Below are 18271 nucleotides of genomic sequence, written 5' to 3' on the forward strand. Positions count from 1 at the left end.
TTCTATATTTTCTTTTTTTTTTAAAACAAATTACTCGATTGATTTCATGAATCTTTTTTTAATCTCAACCGGACTTAAATCAATTATAGGTGCAGATGAGTTTCCGGCCTCTGTATTGAAGACAATAAAACTGGCATCTTTACTGTTGATTATCTCTTTTAAATCAATGTCATTAAAATCATAACTGTTTTTAAATCCGACGCTTTTTGCAATGGATACCAAATCAAGCAGCTGGGCATATGTATCCTGATTTCCGGTTGACCCGTAAGCGCCGTTGTCAATTACAATCCATGTTAGATTTGAAGGATTTGCAGCAAAGACTGTTACAAGAGACCCCATATTCATTAAAAGAGATCCGTCACCGTCAATTACAATAATCTTTTTATCAGGACGAGCAAGGGCCAAACCCAGACCTATTGATGAGGCAAGTCCCATTGAACCGATCATATAAAAGTTTTCATCCCTGTCTTTGATGTCATATAATTCCCTTGAAGGAAATCCGATATTGCAGACAACAAGTTCATCATCAATGTTTTTCATTATATCTTCAATAGCTTCTCTTCTTGCCATATTATCACCAATAACTGATTTCTAAAAGTACAGAAACAGGTCTTCCCTCTTCAAGTGACATTTCCCATGCTTCATTTATGTCTTCATATGCTCCTTCAGGATTTCCAGGCTTAAAGAATTTAAAGTCCATTGCCTCAAGAATTCTTGGTGTGGACTCTCCCATCGGAACCTGTCCGCAGATGCTTTCCCCTTCGGTTCCTCTGTGACTCATAATCATCAATAGTGGAAATTCGTATAATTGTGTAAGGGATTTCAATGCATTTATTGAGTTTCCAAGTCCTGAATTTTGCATTAGGATTGCAGGACTTTTACCGCCCAGATATGCTCCTGCACAGATTCCAATTCCTTCCTCTTCACGGGTAACGGGAATATGGATTATTTCATCATCATCGTCAATCATGTTTAACAGTTTTGATAGATTGACGCACGGAACGCTTACAATAAAGTCAATTCCTATGTCTTTAAGGGCATCGAAAATAGCTTCACTACTGTCCATCATATCACTTCAATTTTTTATATAATTTCTATTTATCAAAAATATTATAAAAATATATTCAAATTTCAAGATTTTTCAATTTAGATTATTCTAAATAACCGTAACTTTTTAGTAACCTTTTTATTTAACTTTAGAGTAATATAAAATCATGTTTGATAAACTGCCGATTTCTTCTAAAACGGAAAAAATCCTAACAAAATCTCTCGACGAACAGATTACTGTTGAAGAGGCCAATCATTTGATGAACATTAAAGGAGCAGAATTATATCCTCTCCTGGCAACTGCTGATTATTTAAGACATGAAATCGTTGGCGATGACGTTACATTCATCAATAACTGCAACATTAATTTTACAAACATCTGTATGGTCAGATGCGGATTCTGCGCATTCGGAAAGGATGCCGATGACCCTGATGCCTATATATTAAATGATGATGAAATCATACAGAAAGCTGAAGGCGCTGTTGCAAACGGTGCCCGTGAATTTACACTCATGGGTGGTGTGCTTCCGGATGCTGATATTGACTACTATGAACATTTGTTAACTCTTTTAAAGGATAATTATCCGGATGTTGCTATACACGGATTTTCACCAACCATGATTAGGGATGCATGCGTGGTTTCAGGAATTGATGTGGCAGAAGGTTTTGAAATACTTAAAAAAGCAGGTCTTGACACATTGCCAGGTACTGCCGCTGAAATATTGACTGACCGCTCAAGGGAGATAATATGTCCCGAAAAGGTTAGTGTTGGCGATTGGATAGACATTATAAAGACCGCTCAGGAAGTTGGAATTCCCGGTTCTGCAACAATAATGTACGGTCATGTGGAGACATTGGAGGAAAGGGTAGAACATATCGATATTATCAGACAGATTCAACAGGATACAGGCGGTTTTACGGAATTCATTCCAATGACCTTTATGCACGAGTATTCTCCTATTTTTCTTGAAGGTCAATCAAACCTTGGAGCTACAGGAACTCAGGACCTGAAATTATATGCCGTTTCAAGGCTGATGCTCAGGGATTTGATACCGAATATTCAGGTTTCATGGGTAAAGATGGGATTTCGATTTGCACAGGTCGTACTTACTGCAGGTGCAAACGACTTGGGAGGCACACTAGGCGGTGATGAACTTTCAGAAGCGTCAGGTGCTCCGGATGGCGTTGAAGCGTCAATAGAAACATTAAGCAGAATGGTAATGGATTTGGGCAGAAATCCGATAGAGCGGAATTCAAAATATACTGAATTTTACCCGATCGATTAGGTGGAAAAATGAAGAAATTTATTGTTATAGATGGGTTGGACGGCTCCGGAAAGGACACTCAGGTCAATTTGATTGCAGAGGTATACAAAAAACAGGGCAGGGATGTAACCGTCAGGTCCCATCCGTGCAGTGACAATAAATATGGCAGAAAATCAAAACAGGCACTTCTCAAAGAGGGTAAGGTTAATCACATTAAGGCCACAATTTATTTCGGTCTTGATGCAATCAGATCCGTTCAGATGTACTGTCACAATAAGAACACTGACGTTGTGATATTTTCAAGGTATATTCTAGCAGTAATGTATCTTCCAAATGTTGTCAATACCATTGTATATAAGGTTGTTGCTTTCGTTCTTCCAACTTCGGATTGCATGTTCTTTTTAGATGTTTCTCCGGAAGAATCTCTTAGAAGGATGGCCGGTCGTGGTGATGAAAAGGAGATGTTTGAAAATATTGAGGATTTAACCAAAAACCGTTTAAGGTCACAGAAATTCACATATAACTGGAATGTGATTCCGGGTGACGATTCGGCAGAAATCATCTCTGAAAAAATAGTCAGTAAATGTCTTGAATCAGATAAATTATTATCTTAATACTTATTTTCTTTCATAAACGAATTTTGGAACGGCCTTGTCAAAAGGATCAAATGTTTCTCTGTTTTTAACTTCCATACATTTCATGCTGACTTTTGAGTGAAGTGATGACGGAAGTCTTAAAATCCTTTTCAGGTCTATTGTAACCTTGGCGTCAATGGTTGCAAGATTTACTCTGGCCATTGCTTCAACAAGATTCTTATAACGTCTAGGGCCAATGTCCTTTTTGAACAGTCCCCAATTGTCATTTTCCAGGTGATGTCTTGATGCAATGATGTCCTTCATCAGTTTCGCATTGATTCCGTCCAGTTTTTCATTTCCTACCAAATGCTGAACATTGAATTTGACCTTGTCGGTGAATATTTTTGAATATCCGACAGGAATTGAGAAATGCTCAAAGTTAAAGCTTTGATTGGATATTTCAGAGTTGATGAACTGGGATTTTGGAACCTCTGCACCTGCAACATACTTTAGAACTTCAGATCTGAGTTCGCTGTTTGCCAACATCATTTCCTCATCAAGAATCCTGATGTGGTATCCACGGCCTGAATAGATTAGATGTATGTTTTTAAGGCCCAAATCAGATTCCAGTGTGTCAATAAGATTGTTTACTATCTCTAAAGCTTCACCAAGACAGATTTCACAAACCCCGTCGCACTGGCATGACCTGATTGGAATGTCTTTGGCATCCACATCAAAAATATATTCTGCTTTAAGCCAGTCTTCCCTTCTTTTGGGATTGTTGTAAAATGCCACTGAGATATATGCAGCAAAGGGAGCCTTATATCTTAGGAATTTTCTTAAAGACTCTGTTCCTCTGAAAACTTTATATCTATCGTTAGGACCTCTTCCATTATGGTCAAAACCGAATTCCCTTTTTTTGATGTCATTGGCAATGAAATCGGGAAGGTCTTTCGGGTCCCATTCCTCACGATAGTATTGTCTTCTCTCTTTGATGGTGGCTTTAGAAAACATGATTATAAATTTATTTTTAAAGTATATATTATTTGGGCAAGCGTGCTTTTGCACACTTTTATATCTTATGTAAATAAATATAATCACATGAATGAATTTGTTGAAGTGATTGGAGTTGAACACTTAAAAACTGTTTTATCCAGTCTGACACCAGAGGATATTGTAAAACCGGCATATGACAATTGGCAAGCCAGTTTTAAAACAGGCCACACAGTATTGAACCTGGAAACAGGTAGGGTTTACGGTATTGGTGTTGAGCTGAATCAACTTCCGTTGGCTGATGATATCTACATTGAATTGTTTACAATTAAATCACATGATGAACCTGTCTGTGAAGAGGATTTCTTCTCCGGAGAGGAATATGAGGAATTTTTAGAGTTCAGCAGCGACGATCCGTGTGAATATATCCCGGATATCATTACTGATTTTTGCCAAAAGAAAGGCATTGACGAGTATGAACGTACAATTGGCATTTTGGCATATAATTTTGAAAAAAATGAGCAGGCAAACTATAACATGTGGGAATCCATGATTTTAAACAAGTATTATGATGCAATCTATGAGGACCACAATCCGTTCCAGTTTTCCCAGTCTAGTCTTTAGGTGCTTCCTTATCAAGCTGAAACTTCTTTCGGCCGTAGCATGAAAGGGGATTGTTTATTCCTTTGCATGATTTGTCTGGATGGCACAGGTGAGGCAGGTGAATTTTGATTTTCTCACAGCTCATTGGAGTATACCATTTGGTTTCGCCTTCATGGTTGATATCGACCCTATCGTGCATTCCAAATCCTAGTTTTGATATGATATTTATTTTTTCCTGTGGCTGGTCTTCAAATAAAGGTGGTGTACAGTTATCTGCAGCATCAAAGATTAACGGCAGGATTTCATTTTCGGTAATTGACAAATCAGGATCCATATCTGATACTTTAACGCTTTCATCTGATGCAAATATTCTCGGATAGAGTCTCGCATATGATGCAAATGATGTCAGCAAAAGTACAATGGCATCGTTACGTCCACCGGATGATACTCCTTCAACGGTTGTTTTAATGCAAGGTGGAAATGCTTCGGGATTTAATTTTCCAGCCTGAACTGAACCGTATATTCCGCCGCTTCCAGCATAATACTGGTTGTATTTGCTGATTTCTTCAGGTATGAATTCCTTAAGTTCCTCGCCGATTTTGATGATTGCGGGATGAATTTCAATTCTGGCTGACATTTCCTTAATTCTTTTGATGTATTCTTCTGTTTTCTGCATGACCAATCTTGATAGGATTTGTTCTTTAACGCTGTCTCCAATCAATATTCCATACATTCTCTCAGGGCTTCTGTCATGGAATCTGTCAGAAAATCTCTCTAAAAAATCGTCCTGCTGAAGAATGATGTCTCCATTGTCTATCAAAAGGTCTGTCAATTTGAGCTTTTTGGATGCAACAACATCCCTTAGGGACTTCCAGTGAATTGCACCATCGGTTTTTACTTCATCAAGAACCTCATCAATTATTTCTGCTCTTGCCATTGGTGGTATTTTAGCCAATCTTTCTAAAATAAGTGTTCCTTGTGATTCAACAAATAATCTGGTTTCACGGGAACCTGTATTGAATTGTATTGCGATTGCCTGGCATAATATGTGAAAAGTAACAACATCCTGCATGAATAAACTTTCATTTGTAAGGTATTCAAATTCGGATTGTGAGAAATTGTTGTTGTTTTTTTTCTCAATTGCCCATTGAATACGTTTGATGGCCAGATCATGGTATGATTTGGGAATCAGTGAATCATCTGATATCTTTTGATTGGTGGTATGGATTATAATGTCTACTAAAGATTCATCTTCATCAAATATCTGATTCAAATCCCCGTATTGTCTGATAATTTGTCTTCCTTCATTTGACAATGGGTTGATATAGGAAACTTCTGCCATGTTTTTAACTTTTTATTTTATATTTTAAATAGCTATCTCATTTTAAAAATCACTATTGTTTTCAGTTTGAAAAGCAGTTAGAATGGCAATATTGCTTTTGCAATCAGAAAAGTCCTTTGAATCAATTATTGTCTTATAATCTTTTTTAAGCCAATTGTTTTCATGGATTTTTTTCGATTTTGTTTTATAACAATGTTAAAAAATATCATTTATTATATATGAAAAACATATTTATATCATGTTTAAAATAAATGAGGGGAAATGATAAATGTCAAAGATTTTTATTTCATGTGCACTTCCTTATGCAAATGGACCGTGTCATTTGGGCCATATCCGTTCCACATACTTGCCTGCGGATATCTATGCAAGATACAATCGTATGGTTGGAAATGATGTGCTGATGGTTTGCGCTACCGATGAGCACGGAACACCAATTGCAGTTAAGGCTGATAAGGAGAACAAAAAACCGATTGAAATTTCAAAAAGATATCATGATATGATTGTTCAGGATGTGGAATCCATGAACATATCATTGGATAATTTTACAAGAACAACCGATGAGGCTCACTACGAAATCGCTCAGAATTTCTTTAAGGATTTGTATGAAAAAGGGTTAATCTACAGGCAGGACATCCAACAGCTGTACTGTCCGAACTGTAACAAATTCCTTCCGGACAGATATGTTGAAGGATTGTGTCCGGTTTGCGGCTCAGAAGCTAGGGGAGACCACTGTGAAAAATGTGGAAAAGCTTTGGATCCAACAGAACTTGATGAACCGCACTGCATTACCTGTGGCACAACTCCAATAATCAAGGATACCTTCCAGTACGCATTTAAATTGTCAGAGTTTGAGGATGACCTTAAGGAATACATATCCAGCAATGAAAACCTGCCTGCAAACGTTAAAAATTACGCTTCAAACTGGCTGGAACAGGGTTTGAACGACTGGACATTAACAAGAGACATGGACTGGGGTATTCCTGTGCCTTTGGATGAAGCTGAAGGTAAGGTATTGTACGTTTGGATTGAAGCGTTTTTAGGCTACATCTCTTCAGCCAGCCAATGGTCAGCACAGTCAGGCAAGAAATGGGAAGAGTACTGGGCGGACTTTGTAGTCCATTTCATTGGAAAGGATATCATTTACCATCATTCCATATTCTGGCCGGGACTTTTAACCGCATACGGATGCAAATTGCCTGACATGATTTATGCAGGGGAGTTCCTGTCCCTTGAAGGGGAAAAAATGTCTACAAGTAAAAATTGGGTAATATGGATTGAAGACTTTGTAAAGGACTGGGAACCTGATTTGCTTAGATATTTCCTCACAATCAATGCTCCATTAAACAAGGATTCCGATTTTTCATGGGATGATTTCCAAAGAAGAAACAATGATGAACTTGCGGATGTCATTGGAAACTTCCTGCACAGAACATTTACATTTACCCGAAAGTTTTTTGACAACATGATTCCTGAGTATGCAAATCCTTCAGCGGAAGATGAAGAATTTAGAAAGGCCATTGAAGAATTGCCTTCTGCAGTCGGGGAATATATCTCACAGTTTGAATTCAGGGAAGGTTTGCTTGAAATATTCAAAGTTGCCAAAAAAGGAAATAAATATTTCAACGATCAGGAACCTTGGAAGGCTGTTAAAGAGGATATGCAAAAGGCAGCAAACTGTTTATATCTATCCAATCAACTGGCAAAAACATTGGCATACACATTAAAGCCATACTTGCCGACCAAAGCCGATAAGATAGCTGAAATAATGAATATCGAAACTTTGGATGAATGGAAAGATGCAAGTGTGACCCTGCCGTCAGGACACGCTATCAATAAAGCCAAACCGTTATTCAAAAAGATTGATGATGAAATAATTGATGCTGAAAAGGCAAAACTGCAGGAAAATTTAAAACAAAATGAAGAGGATGATAAAATGAGTGATTTAATTAGTATAGATGATTTTGATGAAGTTGTAATTAAAATAGGACAGGTATTGGAAGCTGAAAAAATAGAAAAATCAGATAAGTTATTGAAACTTCAGGTTGACATTGGAGAAGACAAACCAAGACAAATCGTAGCAGGTCTTGCAAAATTCTATGCACCTGAAGAATTGGTTGACAGAAAAGTCTGTGTTGTAGCTAATCTGCAGCCTGCAAAACTCTTCGGAACTTTATCTGAAGGTATGATTTTAGCTACCGGTGAGACCGGTGCATTACTTGCTCCTGATGAAGCAGGAAAAGTTGGCGAAAGAATTCAATAGATATGGATTAAAATGGAAGAATCTGTCCTAGTAAACAAAGCCGAGAACTACCTAAATGAAATTGCAAACGATGCAATTATCCTGGAGGATATTGAAGAGTTTGACAATTTCAAAAGTCTTTACTATAAGCTAGTTGACAGATTAGACTATTTACAAAGCCTTAAAGACGATATGGATGCTCAAGGATACACAACTCCATTTACAGCCCTTAGCCGTTACGGTACAAAATCGGCATCCGATGTTGCCCTTGAAGAGGTCGGTGAAAACAGCCGCCACAACCAGATATTCAGGATGAAGGCAAACTCCAAGAAAAATATTCTAGATAGGGTAAAATCCGCAATCGATTCACATAAGATAGCTATAGGAAACCTTGAGCAGTTTGGATATGTGAAATGCAATTCCTGCTATAAAAAATATTCCATAAGTGATTACCGCCAAAGACAGGCAAAATGCAGCTGCGGATCTCAGGGATTTACATTTAAAGTCAACAAGGAGGCAACCCATCGTCTTGACATTATCCCCTTTTTGCCGCTGTCAGGCAATTACATGGTATTGATGGGTGAGCTCAACAAATATGACAGAGAATCATTCAAGCAGGTATTGAATATCCTAAAGCAGGAACGTAAGGGTGTTGTAAAAACCATTTCCCTGGTTATCAGATTCAGGGATAAGAACAACCGCTTGATTAGAAAAAACATAACCCTCGACTCCGAATTTGTAAATAACTACGAAGAAGAGGTAAGGCGCCGTTATGGCAGAAACGTCAGAATTGAAGCATTGAGATTTCACAGGACAAAACCTGCCATAATAGATGACAAGCATGCAAGAACAGCCCTTGCACTGGCTTATGTAAAATACGCCGAATCAATCATTGCCGTCATTAAGGATGATATTCTAAAAAGAAGACTGACTGATTTTAAGAGATTGAACAGGTATTATGAAATCCTCGCCAAATATGAAAACCAGACACCTGATTTCATTGACAAGTATGATTTAAATGCAATTGAATCATGGAGAGAGTCTAAAATTAAAGAGGAATTCATGAAACTGAACTATGCTGATCGCTTTGGAAACATCAAACGGTCATTAAGCAGAGATTTGAAAATAAGGGATTCAATCTATAAGAATACCTTTCAAAATATTGCCTCAGCACTGATAATGTGGGACATATTCAGGTATTATCTGACCACTTCAAACAATTCCCGTAAAATCATCACAGGTCCGTTTCCCTATATTCGTGTAGAGCTTGACCGTGAACAGAGAAAGGTATTCCAGAATAATTATATAAAGGTTATAGACACTTTAAACAATTTTACAGACATCAAAATCATTTCCCTTGATGATAAGGATTTGCTTTTGTATGAGAAGTTCAAGTTTGAAAAGCAGTCCAGAAGTTCAAACATCAAATTCAATCATGTCGCTTTGGGAGCGGCGATAATTCATTTAAACTCTGATGTGGAACTTGAGGAGATAAGCAATGCCTTCAATATCAACGAATCCAAAATCAGAAAGGAACTGAAAAACATAGACCAAATCAGAAATCCGAAAAGCGACAAATCCAAGAAATTTTTGGATTTAATTAAGAAATAGTGATTATATGGATGAGGAAGTTACAACAATTCATATAACTAAAACCCTATCCTCGGCACTGATTGTTGAGCTGATAGAAAAATATCCCAATTTGGCTGAAATAACTTGTCCTCCAAGTATTTATGAGAGAACCTCAAAGACATATATCGATGCTCTTTTGCAGCTTGACATTGAAGTCGTTAAGAAATATAACTGGGGGGCCAAATCCAAGACAAACGGGGCAGAATTTGAAGTGCTTAAATTGTCTGATGAAGGTTTATCAGCAAAGGAGATTTCCCAAAAATTAGATATCTCATTAAATAGGGTTTATTATCTTTTAAAAAAAAGCAAAGCCGATTTTGACAATAGAAAAAGAAAATACAGTCATGATGAAGTCATGGGCCTTAAAAATGATGGACTTTCAGCAAAGGAGATTTCCCAAAAATTGGATATTCCTCTTAGAACTGTCTATTATATCCTAAATAAAAAATAATTACTTTTTTTAATAATGAATTTTATATAATTAATTATGATGATTCTACCACAACTTCCTTTGTATGCAATAGCCATAATCTGTGGTTTGCTTTCCTTTGTTGTAACCAGATTAGCTATGCCAAAGATTATTAAAAAACTTGAAGATGCTGATATTGTTGGAAAAGATATACATAAATCATGGAAACCCGTAGTTGCTGAAATGGGTGGTTTCGGAATTCTATTCGGATTTACTCTTGGTATGTTTTCCGGAATTTACATGCATGATATTATCGCGTTTCCTTTGGTTATCGTTCTGGTTGTGATTTTGCTTGTAGGCATCATCGGAATTGTAGATGATTTGCTTGCACTTTCTTCAAAGGAAAAGTTTTTCCTTCTGTTTTTGGCCGGTTTGCCATTGATTTGGGCAGCACCATCAAATGTGGGCCTTTTGTATTTGATAACAATTCCTATTGCCCTTTCAATCGGATCAAACTTGACCAACATGCTTGCCGGTTTGAATGGAATCGAATCAGGTTTGGGCGTTATTTCAATGGCATCATTAACAATTGCATGCATAATCCTGGGAAAATACGATGTAACAATCATATCCATGAGTATGCTTGGTGCACTGATTGCATTTTTATATTATAACAGATATCCTGCAGAGATTTTCCCTGGAGATACAGGAACACTGATTATTGGTGCGGCAGTCGTATGTATTGCATTTATCGGTAGGGTCAAACTGATTGCGCTTATTGTATTGATGCCGAATATCATCGATGCTGCATTGAAATTCTATTCTGCAGGTGTCATGAACCGTTCACAGCAAAAACCGACACAATTGAATGATGAAGGAAAACTGGTAAGGCCGGAAGTCGGTTTCAAATCACTAATCAGACTGATTTTAAGAAAACCGATTGCAGAAAAGGATGCAGTTAAAGTAATCTGGGCTATCGGATTGGTATTTGGAATCATTGGTATTCTAGTTGCATTGATAATGCCTGGAATGATTGAAAATCAGACATTGATGAACTTTTTACAGATTAAGGAAATGCTTTATCACGTAGGATGATATTATGAGGCCATACGTAATACTTAATGCAGCCATGACATTGGACGGAAAGATTGCAACAGCAACCGGAAGCTCAAACATTTCAGGAGAGGAGGACCTTAAAAGAGTTCATGAAATAAGAAAGGACTGCGATGCAATAATGGTGGGGATAGGCACTGTAATGGCGGATGATCCAAGGCTGACAGTCCATAAGGTCGATGCAAAACCAGAAGACAATCCTGTTCGTGTGGTAGTTGACAGTAAATGCAGGACTCCAATAGCTGCCAGAATTACAAATAAGGATGCAAAAACAATAATTGCCGGAGCCAATGAATACAAACATGATTTTATGGTTTCAGACAGATATGAAACATTTAAAAAACGTGGAGTCAAGTTTTTTTGGAGCGGAGATAAGAGAGTTGATTTGACAAGTCTAATGAGTTATCTTCATGAAGAGGGCATTGAAAAGCTGATGCTTGAAGGAGGAGCTACTCTGAACTTTTCAATGATTAAAGCTGGTTTAATTGATGAAATAAGAATTTGTGTTGCGCCGATGGTTGTTGGAGGGGCAAATGCGAAGACTTTCTTTGACGGTGAAGGATTTGACACTATGGATGAATCCGTTAAATTGGAATTGGTTGATTATTATACTCTTGGAAAGGATTTGATTTTAACTTATAAAGTTTTAAAATAGCTATTTTTTAATTTAGACAAAAAGTTGTCTAGGTATGTAAAATTGTAGTGGGAAAGAACAAAAAATTACTTAAACAATGGAGAATATAGTCTTAATCACCAAAACCGTTGTTTGTGATATGATGAATATTTATAATAGTGATGGAAAAATAAATTTTGATGTCCTAGATGAGATTTATAGAAAAATTCGTAAAATTTTTACAAATGTTAAAACTCAGAAGGAGTATTCACTTGAAGAGCTAATTGAAATTTATTCTAATGATGCCGTTTTTTTAAGAGATTTAAAAGTCATTGAAATTTCAATGTCTGAAATAGCGGATATATTAGAACCAATTGAAATTTTAGAAAAAGAATATTATAATTTTTTAACAATTAGAAGGATGATTAACTATATTTTAAATGAAATTAAATTGTTTATTGTTCATTTGAATTTCATTGAAGAGTTATTAATTAATTTCTTTAATATAATTCATCAGAAATTAAATTCTGATGGGAATTATCAGGAATTGTATTCTACTTTTGTAACTAATTTAGAAAAACAGAAGGTTTTCTTTTTTGAAAAGATATTTGAGTTCTCTGATGATTATAATGATTTGATTGTAGATGTAACTAATGTCTTATGGTGATTATATGGATTCATTTTTGGACTCCAATGTAATTATTGGACATATATTTTGCTTAGATTCCTCATTTGAGGCTTCAAAAAAGTTTATTTTTAGAAGTGATAATAACTTTTTTTCTCTAAATGTAAAAAATGAGGTTGAAAGGACATTCATAAGAAAAAATACTGAATTTGACAGGTTTCTTTCAAGATTGTATAGGAAAATAGAGCATAGGGGAGATTTGGCTTTGTTAAGCAGAGAGTATCTGCATAAGCATATTAAAAAATTTGATAATATTGGTAATTTAGATGTGGTTGATATGCAGTATGCTTTTGAAAAAATGTGGGAACATTTTGGATTTTCAGAAAATCAGGAAGCATTTCTGATTAGATTAAAACTTAATGATTTCATAAATAATTTTGAGGGCACTCATATTGTTAGAAAAAACCAAATTTTTAAAGAATTGTATCCTGTTCCGAATCACTCAAAAAAAGATAAACTAATTTTAGATGAAATTAAAAAAGAAAACCTTAGAGATACACTACTGCATGGTGCTGATGAGGACATCCTTTTTGATGCCAATGAATTCTGTAAAAATAATCCTGAATTAAATCTAAAATTTGTTAGTGCAGACCAGAATTTTCTAAAGGCAATCGATATTTTGAGGGATTATTTGTGTTTAAAAGAATCAATCAATTTGGTTGAATTTTCAAGTAACTAAAACAGTCCTGAAAACCCAACATTTTTACAGACACAGTATCTGCAAAGAGATTTTTTGTCATGAATGTATTTTACACGGCCCTTACAGAAATAATCTCCATTGAAATAGTAAACTTCATCTTTTTGATCTTCACTGAAGGGATGAAGTGGTTTTTTTGCAATCAGCGCCAGGTATAGTGAAATGTATTTTGTAAAATCACGGGTTTGCTCATCACCAGGTGCATACCTGTCAAAATAGTATCCGATATCTGCCTGGATATTTTTAATTACGCTATCCTTGATGTCAAAATCATCTTCAATGACTGTCTCATATATCTCATCATATACAGATGAGTTATATTTTGCAAGTTTTTTGGTAAGAGGGTCCCGATACCTGTCATCGGTTACCTTGTTTTTGAGATAATCTATGGGATAATTTTTTAGATTTTTCTGAATAATCTTTAAAAGTTTGGATGCCTTCATAATATTCCTTTGCTTTTGAGCAGTTCCCTTGGGTTATCAACAATTGCCTTTATCGCTTCATCATGTGTTAAACCTGCACCCAATGCAATCTGGTATGATTTGTCAAATGTAATGATGTTGTCTGGTGAGTGGGTGTCGGTATTTACAAGAAGCTTGTTTCCAACTTCACGGGCAATGTTTGCAACATGGCCGTTTCCAAGGCAATGTCCTTTTCTTGCTGAAATTTCAAGATAGATGTCATTTTCCTTTGCAATTTCCGCTTCTTCAACAGTTATTAAACCCGGATGGCCTAAAATGTCAACGCTTTCAGATTCTACTGCCGCCCTGTTGGTTCCTGGAGTGACAGGTTCGTTTAATGTTTCACCATGGACAACTACGATTTTTGCTCCCAATTCCTTTGCTCTTGCGGCAATTCCGTCAATGGACTCGCATGGAGCATGGGTAACTTCAGCACCCAAAACGACTGTAATGTCCCAATTGGCATTGATGTCTTCGATTGCATCCTGAATGGCGGGAATTGTATCGACGTTTGACCAGTCGACATGGTCTGTAATGGCTATTGCTTCGTGATTAAGTTTCAAAGCTCTTCTTGCAAGTTCTGATGGCAGCAGTTCGCCGTCGCTGAATAAACTGTGCATGTGTAAATCGATTCTTTTATTCAAAATAATAACTCCTTCTTTTAAATATAATATTATATATATTACATTTGATATAAATTTATATAACTTAAATTTTTAGAGGTAATAAAATGAAAGCAAAAGCAGTAAAAATAGCTGATGGTGTTTACTGGGTTGGTGTTATTCACTGGAACAGTAGAACCTTTCATGGATATGGAATTCCAGGTACCACATATAACGCATATGTAGTGTTTGGAGAAGAAAAAACCGTATTGATTGATAATGTCTATGGAGGATTGTCAGATCAATATTTCGCAAGAGTTGAAGATGCATTTGCTCAGGAAGGAAAAGACATTAAAATTGACGTGTTTGTACAGAACCACTCCGAAATGGACCATTCAACCCACTTGAGGGAAACCATTGACAAATACAATCCAGATGCAGAAATCTATGCATCCGCTAACTGTATCAAATTTTTAGAAGCACAATATCACAATTATTCAGATTTGGAATTGACTGCCGTTCAGACAGGCGATGAGCTTGACATTGGTGGGAGAACATTAAAATTCATCTCAGCACCAATGCTTCACTGGCCTGACAGCATGTTCACATTACTGGCTGAAGAAGGAATTCTATTCTCTAATGACGCATTCGGTCAGCACGTGGCTCACTCCAAAAGATTTGATGAAGATTATTCCGTTGATTACCTTTTAAGAGAAGCGCAAAAATACTACGCTAATTTGGTAACTCTCGGTTCTCCAATGCTAAGGATGAAATTGCAGGAATTGACTGACACAGGTTTAATCAATGACATCAAAATGATTGCACCATGTCACGGTCAAATCTGGAAAAACCCTGCTCCAATCGTTGAAAAATACTCCGAATGGGGATCTGGTGTTTGTAAAGACAAAATCACTGTTATCTATGACACAATGCATCACTCAACCGAAAAATTGGCTTTCCAAATTGCTGAAGGTATCATGAGTGAGGGTGTAGAGGTAGAAATGTACTTCATGCAGGAAGACGGTCCTGATGATGTAATTACCGACATTTTGGACTCCAAAGCCATTGCACTTGGTGCTCCAACAATGATGAACAAGCCATTCCCAAGAATAGGTAACATGATGTACTGGCTTGACTGTGTCAACTTCAAGGGAACAGGCAGTGAGAAAAATGCTTTGATATTCTCATCCAAAGGATGGGGTGGAGGAGCTATTAATAAACTCCAGGAAGATTTGGAAAAAGCAGGTTTCACTGTAACTGATACATTGGACGTTTTGTTTGTACCTGATGAGGATGTATTGGCTGAAGCATTTGAAAAAGGAGCGGAACTTGCTCGTTCAATTAAAGAATAGTTAATTCTATTCTTAATTTATTTTTTTTAATTTTTGATTGTTGTATTTGACAACATTTATTGGAATATCATTAAACAAATATTTAGAGGTTATAACAATGTCCAGTTTAGTTATTTATTTTTCAAGAAGCGGTGAAAATTACTTCGGCGGTGAGCTTAAAAACATTGAGAAAGGAAACACCGAGGTAATTGCAGAGTATATTCAGGAAGAAACTGGTGCTGACTTGTTTAAAGTTGAACCGGCAGTCGAATATCCTGCTGATTATATGAAATGCATTGATGTTGCAAAAAAGGAACTTGCAGCAGATGCAAGACCTGAAATCAAGGAATCCTTAGATGACATTTCAGATTATGATACAATCTATATAGGTTTTCCAAACTGGTGGGGAACACTTCCGATGGTGATGTTTACCCAGCTTGAAAAACTTGATTTTACAGGAAAAACAGTAAAGCCGTTTGTAACTCATGAAGGATCCGGTTTCGGTGCAAGTCAAAAGGACCTGAAAAAGTTATGTGAAGGTGGCGAAATCAGGAAAGGTCTTTCAATTCCGGGCGCAAATGTTTATGATGCTCAACAAACAGTAGTTTCATGGATTAAAGATTAACGGAGATGGTATTATTATGAAAATTTTAGCTCTACAGGCAAGTCCTAGAAAGAAAGGAAATACAAATCGTGTTTTGGATGAAATGATTAAGGGTGCTGAGGACAATGGTCATGAGGTTGTAAAATATTACCTGCAAAATATGGACATTAATCCATGCAGCGGATGTGAAATATGTGCTAAAGGAAAAGACTGCAGATATGAGGATGATGGTGCAGAAATCATTAACCAGCTGGCTGAAGGGGCTGGCGTTATTCTTGCTTCCCCAATATATTTCGGTCAAATGACTGCACAGGCAAAGACAATTGTTGACAGGTTCTACTCAATATTCAACAATCCCGATAAGAAGTTCAATGGAAAAGCTGCCATGATATTCACACACGCATATCCAGATAAGGATATCTATGAACCTTATATCAAGCTTACAGAAGCCCAACCTTTTTTAAATAACACTGAACTTGAATATATTGAAACACTTGAAGTTGCAGGCGTTAAATTCATTGGCGATGCAGACAAAAAAGAAGATGACCTTAAAAAGGCTTATGAGATAGGTCAAAAATTTTAATTAAATTGAAAACAAATTATGTATTATGGCAAATTCAGTATTTGTACCTGGCCACATTACAGGTTTTTTCACAATAGAAAACCATGAAATAACTCTTAAAAACGGATCATGTGGTGCCGGATTTTTACTTTCAGACGGTGTTAAAACAACAGTGTCTAAAGCAGATGAGCTGACTGTCGATGTTAATCAGGGTGATTTGACAGTTATAGATGAGGTATTGTCAATTTTAGAGATTGAAACGGATTTTAAAATTACTCAGGATATCCAGTTGCCGATTGGAGCCGGTTTTGGCACTTCAGCCGCTTCGGCTTTAAGTCTAACGTTAGCTATTAATGAATATCTGAATTTAGGTTATTCCCTTGAGCTTTGCGGTCAGATTGCCCATATGGCTGAAGTTAATTTAGGTGCCGGTTTGGGGGATGTTATAGCTCAGACTGGTCAAGGTCTTGTTTTAAGAACAAAACCGGGTGCTCCGGGAATTGGTGAGATAAAATCATTTACAGAAGATGTTTATATAGGGTGGAAGACTTTTGGAGCAATTGAAACTGCAGATATCATTAACAACCCTCATCACAAGAAAGTTATTTCCTCTTCCGGCTTGAAATATCTGGATTTGTTTGAAGGTGAACCTACTTTGGAGAATTTTTTAAGTTTTTCAAACAGGTTTTCGCATGAAACTAAATTAATGTCAGATGAAGTCAAAAATCTGATTGATTATTTTAATTCTTCGAGTGATATTTTAGGCAGTTCCATGGCAATGTTGGGAAATACGGCATTTGCATTTGCATATGATGAAGATGCACTCAAAACTTTAAACATTGAAAACTTACATATAGATAAACTCAACAACATTGGGATAGTTTATGATTAAACTTAGCTATAACATTAAAAATTACAGAAAGAATCTTATGGATTTGGTCCAATCAGGCGATACAATAATAGAATTGGGCTGTCACACTGGAGGCACTACAAAACTGTTTCCCAGAGACTGCAGGATTATTGCCGCTGATAACTCACCTGAGGCAATTGATGAAATGGCAAAACTGGATTATGTTGACTTTATTTCTGGTGATGTGCGATTGCATGAGGTTTTGGCTGAAATATTTAAAAAAGTTCAGTCATGTGATGTGTTAGCTATAGATTTGGGTGGAGGATATCATCCGGATACTGTTTTTAAGGTGTTTTACATTTATTCATCAACATTCAAACCAAAACATACTGTAATTAGAAATAGGGGACTTTTGGAATTTGTTAATTCTGCAAATGTTAGTGGGGAAGAATACTACTCACAGGATGGATATCTTGACTCATACAATGACTCCGGAATTCCTCCTTTGATAAAAGAATTTGATCTATGGACTCCCTCATTGAAAAAATAGTTAATTTTATATAGTATGTTTTTTTCAGAGCAATTTTTTAATGTTAAATCAATTTTTAAGAGTTAAAATCAAAAATTATATAAATAATGCTAATTAAT

Annotated in this window: 21 protein-coding genes; 15 read left to right on the forward strand and 6 right to left on the reverse strand. The window is 36.3% G+C overall.

The genetic code is table 11. From position 1 onward, the window contains the following. Positions 1-30 precede the first annotated feature (30 nt). Complete coding sequence (gene comE / locus Q0W04_RS00495) at positions 31-570, reverse strand: sulfopyruvate decarboxylase subunit beta (RefSeq protein WP_298498755.1); 540 nt, start codon at positions 568-570, stop codon at positions 31-33. Between the two features lie 4 nt (positions 571-574). Then, positions 575-1066 carry a sulfopyruvate decarboxylase subunit alpha gene (gene comD, locus Q0W04_RS00500; protein ID WP_298498758.1) on the reverse strand — a complete coding sequence of 164 codons (492 nt, stop codon included), beginning with the start codon at positions 1064-1066 and terminating at the stop codon, positions 575-577. A gap of 148 nt (positions 1067-1214) precedes the next feature. On the opposite strand from comD, the gene cofH reads away from it, so the two are divergent. Both cofH and Q0W04_RS00510 read left to right on the forward strand, forming a co-directional pair. After that, complete coding sequence (cofH, locus tag Q0W04_RS00505; protein WP_298498760.1) at positions 1215-2333, forward strand: 5-amino-6-(D-ribitylamino)uracil--L-tyrosine 4-hydroxyphenyl transferase CofH; 1119 nt, start codon at positions 1215-1217, stop codon at positions 2331-2333. A gap of 8 nt (positions 2334-2341) precedes the next feature. Beyond that, the gene (locus tag Q0W04_RS00510; RefSeq protein ID WP_298498764.1) at positions 2342-2926 is read left to right on the forward strand and encodes a thymidylate kinase; all 585 of its coding nucleotides are present in this window, start codon (positions 2342-2344) and stop codon (positions 2924-2926) included. A gap of 3 nt (positions 2927-2929) precedes the next feature. On the opposite strand, the gene priS is transcribed toward Q0W04_RS00510, so the two are convergent. Further along, positions 2930-3901 carry a DNA primase catalytic subunit PriS gene (priS, locus tag Q0W04_RS00515; RefSeq protein ID WP_298498767.1) on the reverse strand — a complete coding sequence of 324 codons (972 nt, stop codon included), beginning with the start codon at positions 3899-3901 and terminating at the stop codon, positions 2930-2932. An 87-nt stretch (positions 3902-3988) separates the two neighbouring features. Between priS and Q0W04_RS00520 the strand changes: the two genes are divergently transcribed. Beyond that, complete coding sequence (locus tag Q0W04_RS00520) at positions 3989-4504, forward strand: hypothetical protein (RefSeq protein ID WP_298498770.1); 516 nt, start codon at positions 3989-3991, stop codon at positions 4502-4504. Here the strand turns inward: Q0W04_RS00520 and priL are convergent. After that, entirely contained in the window at positions 4494-5825 is a 1332-nt protein-coding gene (gene priL, locus Q0W04_RS00525; RefSeq protein WP_298498772.1) for a DNA primase large subunit PriL, read from the reverse strand. The genes Q0W04_RS00520 and priL overlap by 11 nt on opposite strands. A 268-nt stretch (positions 5826-6093) precedes the next feature. Here priL and metG point away from each other — a divergent pair, with 268 nt between their 5' ends. The 7 genes from metG (at position 6094) to Q0W04_RS00560 (ending at position 13195) form a co-directional block, all read left to right on the forward strand. Further along, positions 6094-8085: a methionine--tRNA ligase gene (gene metG, locus Q0W04_RS00530; protein WP_298498774.1), complete on the forward strand. Its 1992-nt coding sequence runs from the start codon at positions 6094-6096 to the stop codon at positions 8083-8085. A gap of 12 nt (positions 8086-8097) precedes the next feature. After that, positions 8098-9675 (forward strand): DUF530 domain-containing protein, encoded by a 1578-nt coding sequence (locus Q0W04_RS00535; protein ID WP_298498777.1) that lies wholly within the window; start codon positions 8098-8100, stop codon positions 9673-9675. A 7-nt stretch (positions 9676-9682) separates the two neighbouring features. After that, positions 9683-10147, forward strand: a complete 465-nt coding sequence (locus Q0W04_RS00540) for a hypothetical protein (RefSeq protein WP_298498780.1) — start codon at positions 9683-9685, stop codon at positions 10145-10147. Between the two features lie 36 nt (positions 10148-10183). Continuing rightward, the gene (locus Q0W04_RS00545; protein ID WP_298498783.1) at positions 10184-11200 is read left to right on the forward strand and encodes a glycosyltransferase 4 family protein; all 1017 of its coding nucleotides are present in this window, start codon (positions 10184-10186) and stop codon (positions 11198-11200) included. A 4-nt stretch (positions 11201-11204) separates the two neighbouring features. Then, on the forward strand, positions 11205-11873 hold the full coding sequence (locus Q0W04_RS00550) for a 2,5-diamino-6-(ribosylamino)-4(3H)-pyrimidinone 5'-phosphate reductase (protein ID WP_298498788.1): 669 nt from the start codon (positions 11205-11207) through the stop codon (positions 11871-11873). Between the two features lie 76 nt (positions 11874-11949). Continuing rightward, a complete protein-coding gene (locus tag Q0W04_RS00555) occupies positions 11950-12498 on the forward strand; it encodes a hypothetical protein (RefSeq protein ID WP_298498791.1) in 549 nt (182 codons plus the stop codon). A gap of 4 nt (positions 12499-12502) precedes the next feature. Then, positions 12503-13195 (forward strand): hypothetical protein, encoded by a 693-nt coding sequence (locus Q0W04_RS00560; RefSeq protein ID WP_298498794.1) that lies wholly within the window; start codon positions 12503-12505, stop codon positions 13193-13195. On the opposite strand, the gene Q0W04_RS00565 is transcribed toward Q0W04_RS00560, so the two are convergent. Together Q0W04_RS00565 and Q0W04_RS00570 are read right to left on the reverse strand one after the other, a co-directional pair. Continuing rightward, positions 13192-13656, reverse strand: coding sequence for a DUF2115 family protein (locus Q0W04_RS00565; protein WP_298498798.1), 465 nt, complete (start codon positions 13654-13656; stop codon positions 13192-13194). The two genes, Q0W04_RS00560 and Q0W04_RS00565, sit on opposite strands and share 4 nt — an antisense overlap. Beyond that, positions 13653-14318: a histidinol phosphate phosphatase domain-containing protein gene (locus Q0W04_RS00570; protein ID WP_298498801.1), complete on the reverse strand. Its 666-nt coding sequence runs from the start codon at positions 14316-14318 to the stop codon at positions 13653-13655. The genes Q0W04_RS00565 and Q0W04_RS00570 overlap by 4 nt, the downstream gene beginning before the upstream one ends. An 86-nt stretch (positions 14319-14404) precedes the next feature. Here Q0W04_RS00570 and Q0W04_RS00575 point away from each other — a divergent pair, with 86 nt between their 5' ends. From Q0W04_RS00575 to Q0W04_RS00595, 5 genes are all read left to right on the forward strand, one after another. Then, positions 14405-15628 carry an FprA family A-type flavoprotein gene (locus tag Q0W04_RS00575; protein ID WP_298498804.1) on the forward strand — a complete coding sequence of 408 codons (1224 nt, stop codon included), beginning with the start codon at positions 14405-14407 and terminating at the stop codon, positions 15626-15628. A 97-nt stretch (positions 15629-15725) separates the two neighbouring features. Then, positions 15726-16232, forward strand: a complete 507-nt coding sequence (locus tag Q0W04_RS00580; RefSeq protein WP_298498806.1) for a flavodoxin — start codon at positions 15726-15728, stop codon at positions 16230-16232. Between the two features lie 16 nt (positions 16233-16248). Further along, a complete protein-coding gene (locus tag Q0W04_RS00585; RefSeq protein WP_298498808.1) occupies positions 16249-16794 on the forward strand; it encodes a flavodoxin family protein in 546 nt (181 codons plus the stop codon). Between the two features lie 25 nt (positions 16795-16819). Continuing rightward, positions 16820-17665, forward strand: a complete 846-nt coding sequence (locus tag Q0W04_RS00590) for a pantoate kinase (protein ID WP_298498811.1) — start codon at positions 16820-16822, stop codon at positions 17663-17665. Beyond that, the gene (locus Q0W04_RS00595; RefSeq protein WP_298498814.1) at positions 17658-18173 is read left to right on the forward strand and encodes a class I SAM-dependent methyltransferase; all 516 of its coding nucleotides are present in this window, start codon (positions 17658-17660) and stop codon (positions 18171-18173) included. Before Q0W04_RS00590 ends, Q0W04_RS00595 begins: the two co-directional genes overlap by 8 nt. Positions 18174-18271: the final 98 nt, after the last annotated feature.

The sequence above is a fragment of the uncultured Methanobrevibacter sp. genome (assembly GCF_947170395.1).
GTDB lineage: Archaea > Methanobacteriota > Methanobacteria > Methanobacteriales > Methanobacteriaceae > Methanocatella.

Coding starts and splice junctions, on each gene's coding strand:
- comE (WP_298498755.1), bottom strand. CDS start 570: ATGGCAAGAAGAGAAGCTATTGAAGATATAATGAAAAACATTGATGAT.
- comD (WP_298498758.1), bottom strand. CDS start 1,066: ATGGACAGTAGTGAAGCTATTTTCGATGCCCTTAAAGACATAGGAATT.
- cofH (WP_298498760.1), top strand. CDS start 1,215: ATGTTTGATAAACTGCCGATTTCTTCTAAAACGGAAAAAATCCTAACA.
- Q0W04_RS00510 (WP_298498764.1), top strand. CDS start 2,342: ATGAAGAAATTTATTGTTATAGATGGGTTGGACGGCTCCGGAAAGGAC.
- priS (WP_298498767.1), bottom strand. CDS start 3,901: ATGTTTTCTAAAGCCACCATCAAAGAGAGAAGACAATACTATCGTGAG.
- Q0W04_RS00520 (WP_298498770.1), top strand. CDS start 3,989: ATGAATGAATTTGTTGAAGTGATTGGAGTTGAACACTTAAAAACTGTT.
- priL (WP_298498772.1), bottom strand. CDS start 5,825: ATGGCAGAAGTTTCCTATATCAACCCATTGTCAAATGAAGGAAGACAA.
- metG (WP_298498774.1), top strand. CDS start 6,094: ATGTCAAAGATTTTTATTTCATGTGCACTTCCTTATGCAAATGGACCG.
- Q0W04_RS00535 (WP_298498777.1), top strand. CDS start 8,098: ATGGAAGAATCTGTCCTAGTAAACAAAGCCGAGAACTACCTAAATGAA.
- Q0W04_RS00540 (WP_298498780.1), top strand. CDS start 9,683: ATGGATGAGGAAGTTACAACAATTCATATAACTAAAACCCTATCCTCG.
- Q0W04_RS00545 (WP_298498783.1), top strand. CDS start 10,184: ATGATGATTCTACCACAACTTCCTTTGTATGCAATAGCCATAATCTGT.
- Q0W04_RS00550 (WP_298498788.1), top strand. CDS start 11,205: ATGAGGCCATACGTAATACTTAATGCAGCCATGACATTGGACGGAAAG.
- Q0W04_RS00555 (WP_298498791.1), top strand. CDS start 11,950: ATGGAGAATATAGTCTTAATCACCAAAACCGTTGTTTGTGATATGATG.
- Q0W04_RS00560 (WP_298498794.1), top strand. CDS start 12,503: ATGGATTCATTTTTGGACTCCAATGTAATTATTGGACATATATTTTGC.
- Q0W04_RS00565 (WP_298498798.1), bottom strand. CDS start 13,656: ATGAAGGCATCCAAACTTTTAAAGATTATTCAGAAAAATCTAAAAAAT.
- Q0W04_RS00575 (WP_298498804.1), top strand. CDS start 14,405: ATGAAAGCAAAAGCAGTAAAAATAGCTGATGGTGTTTACTGGGTTGGT.
- Q0W04_RS00580 (WP_298498806.1), top strand. CDS start 15,726: ATGTCCAGTTTAGTTATTTATTTTTCAAGAAGCGGTGAAAATTACTTC.
- Q0W04_RS00585 (WP_298498808.1), top strand. CDS start 16,249: ATGAAAATTTTAGCTCTACAGGCAAGTCCTAGAAAGAAAGGAAATACA.
- Q0W04_RS00590 (WP_298498811.1), top strand. CDS start 16,820: ATGGCAAATTCAGTATTTGTACCTGGCCACATTACAGGTTTTTTCACA.
- Q0W04_RS00595 (WP_298498814.1), top strand. CDS start 17,658: ATGATTAAACTTAGCTATAACATTAAAAATTACAGAAAGAATCTTATG.